General features: G+C 39.2%; 12 protein-coding genes and 1 pseudogene. 6 read left to right on the forward strand and 7 right to left on the reverse strand.

Features of this window, described 5'->3' with window-relative positions; translation table 11 throughout:
• Positions 1-209 precede the first annotated feature (209 nt).
• The 5 genes from IEV91_RS03905 to fabL all read right to left on the reverse strand — a co-directional run bounded on the left by IEV91_RS03905 (position 210) and on the right by fabL (position 5,350).
• The gene (locus IEV91_RS03905) at positions 210-1,238 is read right to left on the reverse strand and encodes a zinc-dependent alcohol dehydrogenase (protein ID WP_188496106.1); all 1,029 of its coding nucleotides are present in this window, start codon (positions 1,236-1,238) and stop codon (positions 210-212) included.
• Entirely contained in the window at positions 1,239-2,465 is a 1,227-nt protein-coding gene (locus tag IEV91_RS03910) for an acyl-CoA dehydrogenase family protein (protein WP_188496107.1), read from the reverse strand.
• 163 nt (positions 2,466-2,628) lie between these two features.
• Complete coding sequence (locus tag IEV91_RS03915) at positions 2,629-4,275, reverse strand: class I adenylate-forming enzyme family protein (RefSeq protein ID WP_188496108.1); 1,647 nt, start codon at positions 4,273-4,275, stop codon at positions 2,629-2,631.
• Positions 4,276-4,297: 22 nt separating this feature from the next.
• The gene (gene acpP, locus IEV91_RS03920) at positions 4,298-4,546 is read right to left on the reverse strand and encodes an acyl carrier protein (protein WP_188496109.1); all 249 of its coding nucleotides are present in this window, start codon (positions 4,544-4,546) and stop codon (positions 4,298-4,300) included.
• 33 nt (positions 4,547-4,579) lie between these two features.
• Positions 4,580-5,350, reverse strand: coding sequence for an enoyl-[acyl-carrier-protein] reductase FabL (fabL, locus tag IEV91_RS03925; protein WP_188496110.1), 771 nt, complete (start codon positions 5,348-5,350; stop codon positions 4,580-4,582).
• A 192-nt stretch (positions 5,351-5,542) separates the two neighbouring features.
• Between fabL and IEV91_RS03930 the strand changes: the two genes are divergently transcribed.
• The gene (locus tag IEV91_RS03930) at positions 5,543-6,802 is read left to right on the forward strand and encodes a beta-ketoacyl-[acyl-carrier-protein] synthase family protein (protein WP_188496111.1); all 1,260 of its coding nucleotides are present in this window, start codon (positions 5,543-5,545) and stop codon (positions 6,800-6,802) included.
• Between the two features lie 106 nt (positions 6,803-6,908).
• Complete coding sequence (locus IEV91_RS03935) at positions 6,909-7,457, forward strand: biotin transporter BioY (RefSeq protein ID WP_188496112.1); 549 nt, start codon at positions 6,909-6,911, stop codon at positions 7,455-7,457.
• A gap of 53 nt (positions 7,458-7,510) precedes the next feature.
• Here the strand turns inward: IEV91_RS03935 and IEV91_RS21620 are convergent.
• A pseudogene (locus IEV91_RS21620) lies at positions 7,511-8,023 on the reverse strand (lysozyme family protein); the annotation flags it as partial.
• Positions 8,024-8,656: 633 nt separating this feature from the next.
• Here IEV91_RS21620 and IEV91_RS03945 point away from each other — a divergent pair.
• Positions 8,657-9,313: a L,D-transpeptidase gene (locus tag IEV91_RS03945; protein WP_188496113.1), complete on the forward strand. Its 657-nt coding sequence runs from the start codon at positions 8,657-8,659 to the stop codon at positions 9,311-9,313.
• Between the two features lie 185 nt (positions 9,314-9,498).
• Here the strand turns inward: IEV91_RS03945 and IEV91_RS03950 are convergent, their stop codons facing one another.
• A complete protein-coding gene (locus IEV91_RS03950; RefSeq protein ID WP_188496114.1) occupies positions 9,499-10,515 on the reverse strand; it encodes a permease in 1,017 nt (338 codons plus the stop codon).
• Between the two features lie 169 nt (positions 10,516-10,684).
• On the opposite strand from IEV91_RS03950, the gene lgt reads away from it, so the two are divergent.
• From lgt to IEV91_RS03965, 3 genes are all read left to right on the forward strand, one after another.
• Entirely contained in the window at positions 10,685-11,500 is an 816-nt protein-coding gene (gene lgt / locus IEV91_RS03955; protein ID WP_229745390.1) for a prolipoprotein diacylglyceryl transferase, read from the forward strand.
• Positions 11,501-11,622: 122 nt separating this feature from the next.
• A complete protein-coding gene (locus tag IEV91_RS03960) occupies positions 11,623-12,030 on the forward strand; it encodes a Fur family transcriptional regulator (RefSeq protein ID WP_188496115.1) in 408 nt (135 codons plus the stop codon).
• Between the two features lie 239 nt (positions 12,031-12,269).
• Positions 12,270-13,007, forward strand: a complete 738-nt coding sequence (locus IEV91_RS03965; RefSeq protein ID WP_188496116.1) for a CPBP family intramembrane glutamic endopeptidase — start codon at positions 12,270-12,272, stop codon at positions 13,005-13,007.
• Positions 13,008-13,305: the final 298 nt, after the last annotated feature.

Here is a 13,305-nt window from a genome sequence, read left to right on the forward strand (position 1 = left end):
GGAAGGATATAAAATGCGTTGTTATATAGAGGAATTTCTTAACAACAGCACTCGCTTATAATGTTTAAACTCAGCTCTTCTCCAGTTACTAAACTCCAACTCTGCTAAACTCATCTCATTTATTATTATATATGAAGTGTGCTTAGCTGAAAAGCTTTTATAAGATAAAAAGTGTTCAAAATAAAAACAACTTGGAAAATCCCAAGTTGTTAATGTCCATCATGAGGCTGAATAATCCACCTTCCTGAAGCTCGTTGCTCAGAAAAAGGCGTTTCTACATCCTTTAATGAAACAGTTCCAGCGATGAGTGATTTTGGATCTAGTTTTTTATTTTCAACTAAATCTAAAAGCTCCACAATGTCTGATTTTACTGAACCAAAACTTGTGAGTAAACGAAGGCCTCTGCGCACGGTTTTGGCAATAGGGATATTTACAGCATCCATGGACATCCCAATAACCGTGACGGTCCCTCCAGGACGAACAGCGTCCATTGCTAATGCGACTGTCTCTGAACTTCCAACTGTATCAAGGACAACGTCAATACCACCAGTGCCACTCCAGCGCCTAAGTTTTCGAGTCAATTGACGTATTTCTCCTTCAGAATATGTAAACAATTCACAGTCTGAAGGGACTTCCACTGAAGATTTCCGTCGTGAGACTATTGCAAGACTTTCAAGGTCAAAACCATGGCGTAAACGGAGTGCGGCCTGTCCTAGGCCACCCGTACCAATAACAAGGAGAGAATCAGATGCCTTTATATTAGAAAGCCGCATGGCATGATAAGGGGTCGCGAATGCATCCACTAATAGAGCGGCACTTGCAGGGTCAATAGATTTTGGACGACGGATTATTTGAGCGATAGGCACAATGACTTCCTCCGCAAAACCGCCTGAACGATGATAACCAATACAGGTTTGTCTGTAACACAAATTGCTTTGATTGTTTTTACATGCTTTACATGATCCGCAATTGATAAATGGAAAAACAATCACCTGATCGCCAACTTGCCATTCCTCATTCCGTTGACCGATTTCTATTATTGTTCCTGAGATTTCATGCCCCATAATGAGAGGGAACTGAGTCCCTGGGGGTGCAGGTTCCCCTCTTACAACTTGCCGGTCACTTCCACAGACACCACAGGCTTCGACTTTTAGTCTTACCTCATCAGCTTTTAAAGCCTCAGAAGGGATATCCTTTAAAAGGAAACCCTCTTGAGGCTTAAATAATGCGGCAAGCATTTATACTGTTTGCCTTTCTTTACGTTCACGTTGTCGCGCATTTTTTAATAATGATTCAGCAATTGTCATTTTTTGCATCTCAGCAGTCCCTTCTTCAAACCAAAGGGATCTTGCATCACGATATAGACGCTCAATAGGACTGTCAACACTATAGCCTCTTCCACCAAATAATGAGAGCGCACCATCAGTAACTTCACGAGACATTTGAATGGCATTAGCCTTAGCAATTGAAGCTTCTAAAGAGATGTCTTCTCCATTATCAAACTTCTTAGCGGCATCTAAACAGAGTAAACGTGCCCCTTGAATGGCAATCTGCATTTCTGCGAGTCTCATTTGGATTGCTTGTCGACTAGCGATCGCTTTTCCGAAGGTTTTACGGTTGCGAACAAAATCTAGGGTTACATCCAGTGCTTCTTGAGCAAGACCTACAGCACTTTGTGCAATACAAACACGGCTTTGATCTAAGAATCCTCTTACAGCGATGCCAAAGCCTTCACCGATTTCACCAAGCAACTCGGATTCAGCAACTTCACAGTTTTCAAAGGTTATTACGGCATGTGAACAACCCTTATCACCCATCATATGTGACATTGGTTCAAGCTTCATTCCTTTGCGATCTCGTGGCACTAGAAAAGCGGTTAATCCTCCACGACCACCTTCGCCTTCCATCTTGGCAATAACGGTAATAACGGACGCTTCTTCAGCAAAAGTAATCAAATGTTTTTTCCCATTTAAAATGAATTTTCCATTTTCAAAAGTCGCTTTGGTTCTAAGATCGATGCCGGTGCCATTGTCGGGCTCTGTGAGTGCAAAAGCGACAAGCGCTCCTTCTTCCACCAATTTCTTAAGCCAGAACGCTTGTTGTTCTTTGGTGCCTTGTCCGGCTGTCCGCCAAATGCTGTTGTAAGCATGGAATACCATTCGTATGGAGCCATGACAATGGGCAAGTTCTTCAAGAATCGGTAGGTATAGCGTAAGAGGTAATCCTTCACCACCCACCCATTCGGGTAATGTAAGTTTATGAAAACCCAATTCGCGGATTCTTAACCAAAGCCCCTCAGGGATGGCTTGATCCTTTTCAATTTGTTTTCCCCACTCGTCTGCTTCTTCTTTGCGAAACTGAATCACTCGATTCCTTATGACGTTGGCGCGTTCGACAAGTTTGGGATTTATGTAAGAATCTTTTACTTCAATAGCATCTAAATCTGATGGATTTAAAATATTCAAATCAATGCCCTCCTCAACGTTGTAAAAGGGGTGACTTTAATGGAAGCCAGCTCGTACCATAACGCTAAAGAAGAACGGTGCTTAGTCTGTTCTTCTTTTTTGTCTAATGGCTTTAGACCTCTCAATAGAGTCACCCTCATATTCAATAATGATCTTATCTCTTTTAATGAGATTGAGCTTCAACTAAAAACTGTTCTCTCAAGACAATCTTCTTGATTTTTCCTGAAGGTGTCATAGGCAATTCTTTTAAAATCTCTAATTTATCAGGGAACTGGAATTTAGCAAGCCCTTTTTCTTTAAGGAAATCCCGTAGTTCAGCATGGGTGAAAGGTTCAGCATCTTCTTTGAGAACGACGCAAGCTACAGTTTGTTGGCCTAATGTATCGTGGGGTGCGCCAACTACAGCAACCGTTTCTACCGCATCTAAAGCCGCGATGACGTCTTCTACTGCTTTAGGATCTACTTTTGTTCCACCCCGGTTTATAATATCATCCGCTCTAGCGATAAATGCATAGCGACCGTCTTTGTCTTTTCTTAATAAATCACCAGAATGGAACCAACCATCTTCATCCCATTGCTTGTGAGAAGCCTCTGGATTTTCATAATATCCTGCACTAAAGTTAGGCCCACGCGCTAACATTTCACCAGGTTCACCTTCGTTGACATCATTGCCTTCTTCGTCAACTAAGCGAATTTCAAGACCTGGTAAGCCAAAGCCTACTGTACTACTTATCGCTTCAATAGGATCATTTGGTTTTGTTGCACAAGCTACAAAGCCTTCAGACCAGCCGAACATGCCGCCAATTTTAATACCGCCGTCAGTTTGGAGACGATGTAAGATTGAACTTGGTACGGGAGCCCCAGCATAGATAAACACTTTAACACTGGAAGTATCGGACTCCGCAAGTTTTGGAGAATTTGCGACATGAATGACATGTGGAGGAGCACCAATAATAAACCCAGGTTTTTCAGTTTCAATCCATTTTAAAACACGATTTGCTGAGAAACGATCAATAAACAAGATTCTACCCCCAGCAGCAATCGTCATCATAACGCCTGCGAGCATGCCAGTTTGGTGGAAGATCGGTGCGATATCCAAAACCCCGTCACCTGCTTCATACCCAAAGTTTTTCGCGAGGACACGAGAAGCCCAAAGATAATTGGCATGCAAATGGACAACCCCTTTAGGAGAGCCTGTTGTCCCTGAGGTGAATACTAATAAGAACTTATCAAGTGGCCCTGGTCGGTTGGCATTAAGTTCCTCTTCCGTTAATGGTTTTTGAGCTGTTTTTAAGGATGAAAATGTAGTTGCTTCACTATACTTGTCTTCTTGAGTCCCCTGAATAATTAAATGTTCAATACTAGGGAGAGAAGATTTTACCTCGACCGCCATGTCATATAGAGGCTGCCCACGGTAATTATCTGTAATAATCCACGCTTTTGCCTTGGCTTGATTGATACTTTTTACTAGTGCTTCTCGCCCTAAATCAACTTGGAGGCTTACACCAGCAGCACCAATAAGATTGGCGCCAAACAAAGCAACCACGTAATCAAGGGTGTTGGTCAACTGTAAAGCTACTGTATCCCCTTTACGGATCCCCATATGATAGAGATTAGCAGCAACAGCTTGAACTTCATTCCATAACTCAGCATACGTTAAACTGCGGTTCTCATCTTTATGGACAAGATCTGGATAAAGGTTGGCGTGTTTTTCTAAAACATCGACAAAGGATTCATTCTTCCATATACCCTTATCAAGAAATTCTTGTGCCCGTTCTTCTGTTAAAATACACCCATTAAACATCTGCATAAATGTCACTTCCTCAAAAATTTTAGAGATTCAATATATAATTAACAACATTCTCCACTGTTGAAAGATTGCCAAAATCAGCATCTGGAATCTCAATATCGAATTCATCTTCAAAACCTACAGCAAGTTCAGTTAAATCAAGTGAATCTGCTCCAAGATCATCAACGAATAGACTATCTAGTTTTACTTCACTAGGATCTACGTCCAATTGATTTACAACAACTTGTCTTACCTTTTCTTCAATTTGTTCTTTGGTTAATGTTACAGCCATTTTTAAACGACTCCTTTTTGTTGTTTTTATGAATTAAGGAAGTAATAATGTAATACCGCCATCTAAGCGAATGGTTTGTCCACGAATCATTTCAGCCTCGTTAGAGCACAAAAATAATGCAAGATTTGCTATATCCTGGGGATCAACCAAACGATGATAAGGCATTTTTTCCTCAATTTTTTCTAATGTCTTGTCCATTTCTGGAAAATGATTCAGGGCATCGGTCTTCACCGCTCCTGCTGAAATAGCATTTACATTAATCTTTCTTTTTGCTAATTCTATCGCAAAGTAGCGAACGAGGGATTCGAGTGCTGCCTTACTTGCCCCTACCGAAGTGTAATATGGAAACACACGATCGGAACCGAATGAAGACAAAGCAAGAATGGCTCCACCTTCTTCAGGCATAAGTCGAGCGGCTTGCTGTGCTCCTAATAAAAACGCTCTTGAATTAACGTTTAAGGTCCAGTCCCAGCCTTTAGCATCAACTTCCATTGCTTCTCGGTTTCTCCCAGAAGCTGCATTATGTATAAAAATATCTAGACGACCATAGGTCTCTTCTATCTTTTTAAACATGCTTATAATTTTATCTTCTTGAGCAAGATTAGCACGAACTAGTAATGCTTTTTGTCCAAGCGCTTCTACTTCTGAAGCTGTTTTTCTAGCTTCATCACCATTTCGAAAATAGTTTATGACAACATCGGCACCTTCTTTAGCAAATTGAAGTGCGAGATGGCGCCCTATACCTCTTGAACTCCCGGTAATACAAGCTATCTTCCCTTCATAGCGCTTCTTGTTCTCATCCAAAGCATATCCTTCTTTCTCTAATTTATAAACATCTCAAACAAAAAAGATGAATTCTTAGTGAAAAGTTTATTATAATAAGATTACGGCAAAGCTCTTCTTTATAATTTTAGCGCGTTAATTTGTAATAATCAATCAATACGTACTAAGATAATATAATTATTTATTACAGAAAACAATGAGGTGATTTAAGAGATGACTGATCGTGAACGAATTGTCGTCACAGGGTTAGGCGCAGTCACTCCGTTTGGGGTTGGTACCTCAAGATTTTGGGAGGGAATCGTCTCAGGTGAATCAGCAGTCAAAAAGACGGATGATGAACAACTTAGACAATGGGCACCTGTGATTGCCACTTACCAAGACTTTGATCCTTCTCGCTATCTTAGCAAAAAAGCCATCCAAGGATCAGATCGTTTTACTCAGATGGGTATTATCGCGGCCATCGAAGCACTTAATGATGCGGGTTTAGGTGATATCTCATACCTACATGAGGTTTATCAATCTCACCGTGTCGGTATTTCAATTGGTTGTGCTTTCGGTGGCGTTCAAACTTTAGAAGAAGGTTCTGAGAGAATTTATACAGGGCGGTCTAAAAGAGTAAGCGCCCGGTTAGTACCCAAAGCGATTCCTAATGCGGCTGGAGCTGGTATTGCCATCCAGTATGATTTGCATGGACCGGTCATGACCTATTCAACAGCCTGTGCTTCTTCCGCAAATTCTATCGGTGAAGCTAGTTATTGGTTAAGATTAGGAAAAGCCGATATGGTGATCGCGGGTGGAGCGGAATGTTTATTTAGCCCAACAATATTATCTGGATTAAGGGCCGCTGGTGCCTTAGCGGTTGATGGACCTGATCAGGATTATAAGAAATGGTCTCGACCTTTCGATACAAAGCGTAGTGGCATGGTTATGGGTGAGGGCGCTGCGATGGTTATCCTTGAAACATTGGAGAATGCAAAGGCCCGCAACGCTACAATCTATGCGGAACTTGTTGGCTACGGTACGTCCAATGATGCTTATCATGAAACGTCTCCTGATCCTTCGGGTAAGAGTGCAAGATTAGCAATGGAAGAAGCTTTAGAAAGTGGACAACTCAAGCCGGAGGACATTGATTATATCAATGCTCATGCGACAGCGACCCCAGCGGGAGATCGGGCAGAGTCTCATGCCCTTTATGAATTATTTGGCGATCATCTTAACAAGATCCCCGTCAGTTCTATTAAAGGTGCTGTGGGTCATATGCTTGGCACTGCTGGAGCGATTGAAAGTATTGCTTGCATTAAGGCAATAAAAACGAGTACCCTTCCGCCCACAATAAATGTAGATGAACAAGAAGATGGTACCCCTGCGGATATTGTGCCTAACCATAGTCGGAACCAATCTATTACTTATGCATTGAGCAATTCCTTTGGTTTTGGTGGTCAAAATGGCGTTTTAATTTGGAAAAAATATTAGAGTAGGCTTTATTTATTTACTCTCCTTTACAAGTGTTCATTTCTCGTTGCTTTTATGTTAACCTATATTTAAATAGGGTTTACATAAATGATCTAAGGGTGAGAAAATGATGAAATCAAGAGAAAAGTTAAAGATGATGATCGTGTCTGCTTTGTTTGCGGCGATGACGGCGATCATGGCACAAATTGAGATTCCTCTTCCATTAGTTCCAATCAGTGGACAAACCTTTGCGGTGGGTTTAACGGCAACAGTTATTGGAGCTAACTATGGAGCCTTGGCCATGATCCTCTATGCAGCTCTTGGTGCTATCGGACTTCCTGTTTTTGCACAATTTAGTGCTGGATTTTCTGTTATTGTAGGTCCAACCGGTGGCTACATCGTAAGTTTTATTATTAGTGCATTTATCATCGGTTTTATACTTGAAAGAACACGTTTTAACTTTACGATGGCCATCATCGCCAATATTATCGGGATGATAATGAGCCTCATTCTAGGTACGATTCAGCTCAAATATGTTGCTGATCTATCATGGCATGCTGCCATGGTGTCAGGCGTCTATCCTTTTCTTATTGTGGGTGTTATCAAAGCAGTCCTTTCAGCAGTGATAGGTATCCTCGCACGCAAACGTCTACTTTCGGCCCATCTCCTTTCTTAAGTTTAAACCAACGATATCAAAAGCCGCCATTTGGCGGCTTTTATTTTTTTCTTTTAAAAAGCTTGATTCTCTGAAGGAGAAGGCGTTATAACTGGCATTGTATGCATGATTCCTATGAGATTATTTGAAACCTTACTAACATAGGTAAAATCTCCATAACAATAAGGATATCGAAAATTATTTTTATCTCCACCACAGTTATAAAGTTTAGGATTTTTCTTCACTTGTTCCATTGAAAATTGCTTTGCTAGCGCTTCAGTATGCTTTTTGCCATGCTTAGCAATAAAATTAATATACCCAACTCCCATATTATAGGATTGAATAATGGTTTGAAAATCCACATGTTTTTCTTCACCATACTTTAAAATTCGACTAAAATATTTCACACCTTGCGCCACACTCTGTTTTGGATCCTTAATGGTATTAGGCTTTAATCCGGCAGATTCAGAGGCTTGCATTGGATCCCCACCTTTTCCTTTACTTTCTTGCTGCATTAACGCCATCAATACAGGCGTATAAGATTGTAAATCATATTTTTTTAAATCCTTATTTAATAGTGGTTGAAATTTCTCCACAGCTTTGAAAGATGCGGGGTTGGCTGAAGCTTGTGCACTGGTTGTTCTATTAATGCTATTGAAATACTGATCTAATAGATTGGGGAGATTGGCTACCAGTTCTGGGGATTCACTTTGATAGACTTCTTCCCCACCCCCACTATCTTGAATGAGTGAAATGACGGGATATTCTGAACTTATCCAAGAAGTGAGATCCTTTAAGTTAAGATGAGTGATAGATTGAAATAATGTACTAGAAATGGCTTGAGGGCGTTGATCCCTTGCTATCGCTTTTGTAAAGTAGATATTTTCATTTCCAAAAGCTTCATAAATAATGGTGGAAGGTTTCCAGTCTATTGAATGGAGTTCATTTTCGATGCATTGACTCTTTATCCCTCCAAGAGTTAAACAGAGAATTAAACCATAACTCATGACAGTGATGAGGACCATGATTCTTGTAAAAGGGAGATGGTGTGTATGAGATTCCGCATATTTTTCTTTAGTGAGTGTAAGTGTCGTCACTGTTTTTCCTCCTCTCCTTCTTTACAAATGTCGTTTTAGACTCTATAATGTCCATAAATAATAACCATTACGATTTAATGACAATCATTCTAACTTTACTTCTATTAGATTGGAGAAATTCACATGAAGTTAACTCAAAAACTATCAATACTAGGGCTTGTATTTATTTTAGGATTAATCATTACGGGCTGTACCCACTCAAAAACCTCTTCGCCTGAGGAATCACATAAAACAAAGACAAGTGCCTCTGGAGAACACCCCATTCAACGAGAAAATCAGCAAGCAAAGGCTGATAAAAAACCTGAAATTCAAAATAATAAGCCGGCAGTAAAACCAGTAGACTGGACAAAACCTACAGGTGGTGCTTATCCGAAAGATATAGCAAATGTTGATCATCTTTGGATTGATGTTTCAGTAGACAATCAAAAAGTCTACATAAAAAACGGTGATCAAACTTTATATACGATGATTGTATCAACGGGATTAGATAAAAATGCCGATACGTCTACACCGAAAGGGACTTTCTATACCCAACCTGAAAAAGGCACATGGTTTTACTCCAATAGTGAAAAAGAAGGTGCGAAATATTGGACATCATGGAAAAACCACGGAGAATTTCTTTTTCACACCGTTCCGATGGACAAAAATCAAAAAGTCATCACTGCTGAAGCGAAGAAATTAGGAAAAAAAGCCTCGCATGGGTGTGTGAGGATGAGTATTCCGGATGCAAAATGGATTTATTATCATATTCCAGTCCATACCAAAGTCGTTATTGGATAAAAGAGCGCGTGAGTGTTTTAATTGTCTGTTGGTTTTCGAATAACTTTAGAATTTATAACATCACGGACCTTATAAGGGCAACTTTGGCTTTCGCCATTAAGGCTTGGCGACAACCTTAGTGTGTGAGTGCAAAACACGAAAATCAGGCGGTGCTTAGCGAAGCGATGGAGTATAAGCCAAGTTTTCTAAAATAGATCAATGAGCGAGACGAGTATTAAGACATAGAGACTAACAACCATAAACAGAATCAAGACAAACTTCCATTTAAAATAAGAAAAAAGCATGAGTGTATTTTTCACATCTAAAATCGGGCCAAATAATAAAAAGGCGAGAATTGAGCTCATAGGAACCTTAGGATAAAAGGGAGCTGCGATAAAAGCATCTGCTTGCGAACAAATCGAAAGAATATAAGCGAGGCCCATCATTAATAAATGTGTAAACATCGTGTTAGATTGGAAATCCACTGAATGGTGCTGACCAACGAATACTTGGAACCCAGCTGCAACAAAAGCAGCAAACATTAAGAGTTTGCTGGTTTGTAAGAAGTCTTCTAGTCCATGTGCAAGGGTCGCCTTCCATTTATTGTGATCATGGTGATGGTGATGATTATGATCATGTTCATGACTATGGTGCTTAGACCGTCTTTCTCTTGTCGGATTTTGTACGTTAAATAAATATAAGAGTGTCAAACTAACTCCAATGGCGAGAATGAAGGCCAAAATGATGCGATAAACCACCACTTCTATTGTGGTACTAAAGGCGTAATATGTGGATAAGATCACAATGGGATTTATAATTGGTGGGACAATCAAAAATAGAGCGCCAATATGTGTTGGGACCCCTTTCTTTATTAAACGATAAGCGATCGGAATAATCGCACAATCACAAACAGGAAACAACATGGTGATGAAGATGCCAGGTAAAATCGCGAATACCCCACGTCCAGGTAGCCAACGCCTAATTTTATCTTCTGTCAGGTAAACCTGAATGATTCCTGAAAAAAAAGTACCAATGAGTATAAAAGGCAAAGCTTCTAGCAAAATGCCTAAATAGGTCAAGATCATGTCTTGAAGTGTATGTGATAAGGGAAAATGCAAAACATGTTGAAAAGCAGTGATTAATAATAGACCTAGGATGGAAGAGCTAAACAGAATCACGCCTAATACTTCTATTTTAAACATTTTCCAAAGATGGTGTACCATGGGATGCCTCCTCTAGATTAAAACAAAAAAGTTACGATTTAGAATAATGCTGTTTTAACACTTTATGAAGGCTCAGGACAGGTTATGCCCTCTTTTTATAGATTTGACTTCACATCGTTTTTACACTAAACTTAAAACGTAATCATTACATTTAACGAGGAGGGTTATCTTGCATCATTCATTAAACCCCATTGCTTTGACTTTTGGCCCTTTAGAAATTCATTGGTATGGTGTCATTATCATTTCTGGGTTATTATTAGGCTATTTTATTGCTTATAATGAGTTGAAGCGGCAAAGAATCAATCCCGAATTATTGACGCAATTTGTTTACTTCGCACTTCCGGCCGCCATTATTGGCGCAAGAATTTATTATGTCGCCTTCGAATGGAAGGACTATAAACATAACCTTTCAGAGACAATTGCGATTTGGCATGGCGGAATTGCAATTCATGGTGCGATTTTGGGGGCCTTACTTATTACCCTGTATTTTGTGCGCAAAAAAAATCTCTCGTTTTGGCAATGGACAGATATTATTGCACCAAGTTTAATTTTAGGACAAGGTATAGGGCGTTGGGGAAATTTTATGAACCAAGAAGCCCATGGTGGTCCTGTCAGTCTGGCATTTCTAGAACATTTACATTTGCCTTCGTTCATTATTCAACAAATGTATATTGATGGTACATATTACGCTCCTACATTCCTTTATGAATCGGTATGGGATATTGCTGGATTTATTCTTTTATTTACTTTAAGGCGATCCGTACTTAAATTGAAAAAAGGCGATATCTTCTTAAGTTATCTTGTTTGGTATTCTATTGGACGTTACTATGTAGAAGGCCTGAGAACAGACAGCTTAATGTTGACATCTAGTCTTCGAATGGCTCAAGTCGTCTCCATTGTATTGATTGTTGTGGCGTTATTCTTTTTCGTATATAACCATTTTTTGAGTCGTCAAAATAGAAGTCATCAAGTCAAGAACATGTAAGGTTAATGGCTTCTCTCTTTAACGCACAAACATTTCTCACCGGTTCTGTTTATTTTTCACCTCTTTTTCTGTTACAATAAAAGAAAGGATGAGATTAAACGTTAATGTGAGGATTGAGGAAAATGACGATTGATGAAGCCTTGCAACAGTTAAAAGAAAAGGGTTATAAAATTACTCACAAGAGAGAAGAAATTCTTGAGTTCTTAAAGGAACAAAATCGATACACTTCTGTTAAAGAAGTGATTGATCACTTAAAAGCCGATTATCCAGGGCTAAGTTTTGAGACCATCTATCGGAATTTAGCTCTTTTTGCTGAATTAGGAATTTTGGAAGAAACAGAATTAGAGGGTGAAAAAAGATTTCAATTAAGTTGTGGGACGGATCACCATCATCATCACCTTATTTGTCTATCGTGTGGTAAAACACGTACCATTCAAAATTGCCCCATGATTAGTGTCCCAGAAATCGCTGATTTTGATATTACGGGTCATAAATTTGAGGTATATGGGTATTGTGAGGCCTGTCGATAATGTGTGTGCTCCTAAACAACAACATCTCCTTTTTTATACAGGATTTTTTCTTAAAGGTCGGTTCGAACTTATGAGAGAAAATCCTTTTCCTTTTAATTGCCTACTTTTCTTCTGGTTTTTACGTGGTGTTTTTCCCTGAATATCTTAGATTAGTTTTCTACCCCTTTTGTTTTTCAGTGATTTACTATATTATTTTAAGTGATTTAACATTGATTTAAAGGTAAGCAGGAGTGAATGCCTTGCAAAAGAAACTAAGATCCATTTTTTATATACGCGTATCACCATCTATTGACTTACTTCTAGCGTTTCTCAGTGAACTTTTGGTGATGGGCACTTATTATTTCACTACACATACACAGAACCCATTTTTACAGTTGATTATGAGTAAAATTGTTTTGAGTGTTCTCTTCACTATCCTTCTCCCAGTCTTGTATATGGTCGGCTATAAAAAGCAGCCACTCGCAAGTTTGGGAATTAAAAAACATTTATGGCTAATAGCCCTTATTATTTCTGTTATATTTTCATTTATTGTCATTCAGCTATTTGGTCACGGAATCAAATTTACTTTGTCTATTTTTCCAATGGTCATTATCAATGGTCTTAATTTATGGGAACCTTTATTTGTGTACGGGTGGTTACAGCTTCGTTTTGAGAATGCTTTTGGGGCGATCCCGAGTATCATTCTCTCCGGACTGTGTTATGGCTTTTATCATATTGGCAGCGTACCGATAGACACTTTATTTCCATTGATTGGGATGGGGATCATTTATGGCTTTTTATTCAAACTGTCGGGAAATAACTTATTCGTGCTCTTTCCCATAATGTGGTCCTTTGCCGAATGGACAGGCATAACAGCACATCCCTCATCATTAACATCTTATGGAGACATCGAGGGTGTGATTGTTATTTGTATTCTGCTCTTGTGGATGGCCATTATCGATCGCTTGCGACACAGACAATTTGTCACTCATAAATAACCCATTTAGAAGTCTAGCGACCATAGCAACAAACAAAACGTCTGTGCTCACTTTACTTCATGTTAAGAAAAACTGGGCAAATACCCTTCCTTATTCAGTCAGGCATTAAAAATCCTGTTCACTAAAAGGTATTATCAACATCACTCACTCTGTTCAATATCCAAATAATGTATTTGTCAACAAAAAGGACACTCATAACGAAGTCAACTTATCAATTCTCATATTATAAACATACTAAGACATAAAGAAATAAGCCAAATCAAAAGACGAACAATCATATTTTTAAATATGAGTAAGT

The organism is Pullulanibacillus pueri (genome assembly GCF_014639255.1).
Lineage (GTDB): Bacteria > Bacillota > Bacilli > Bacillales > Sporolactobacillaceae > Pullulanibacillus > Pullulanibacillus pueri.

What these genes read in the sequence shown, in the direction of transcription:
- acpP (WP_188496109.1), bottom strand. Translation starts at nt 4,546, where the DNA reads ATGGCTGTAACATTAACCAAAGAACAAATTGAAGAAAAGGTAAGACAA.
- IEV91_RS03930 (WP_188496111.1), top strand. Translation starts at nt 5,543, where the DNA reads ATGACTGATCGTGAACGAATTGTCGTCACAGGGTTAGGCGCAGTCACT.
- IEV91_RS03915 (WP_188496108.1), bottom strand. Translation starts at nt 4,275, where the DNA reads ATGCAGATGTTTAATGGGTGTATTTTAACAGAAGAACGGGCACAAGAA.
- IEV91_RS03905 (WP_188496106.1), bottom strand. Translation starts at nt 1,238, where the DNA reads ATGCTTGCCGCATTATTTAAGCCTCAAGAGGGTTTCCTTTTAAAGGAT.
- IEV91_RS03960 (WP_188496115.1), top strand. Translation starts at nt 11,623, where the DNA reads ATGACGATTGATGAAGCCTTGCAACAGTTAAAAGAAAAGGGTTATAAA.
- IEV91_RS03945 (WP_188496113.1), top strand. Translation starts at nt 8,657, where the DNA reads ATGAAGTTAACTCAAAAACTATCAATACTAGGGCTTGTATTTATTTTA.
- IEV91_RS03950 (WP_188496114.1), bottom strand. Translation starts at nt 10,515, where the DNA reads ATGGTACACCATCTTTGGAAAATGTTTAAAATAGAAGTATTAGGCGTG.
- IEV91_RS03935 (WP_188496112.1), top strand. Translation starts at nt 6,909, where the DNA reads ATGATGAAATCAAGAGAAAAGTTAAAGATGATGATCGTGTCTGCTTTG.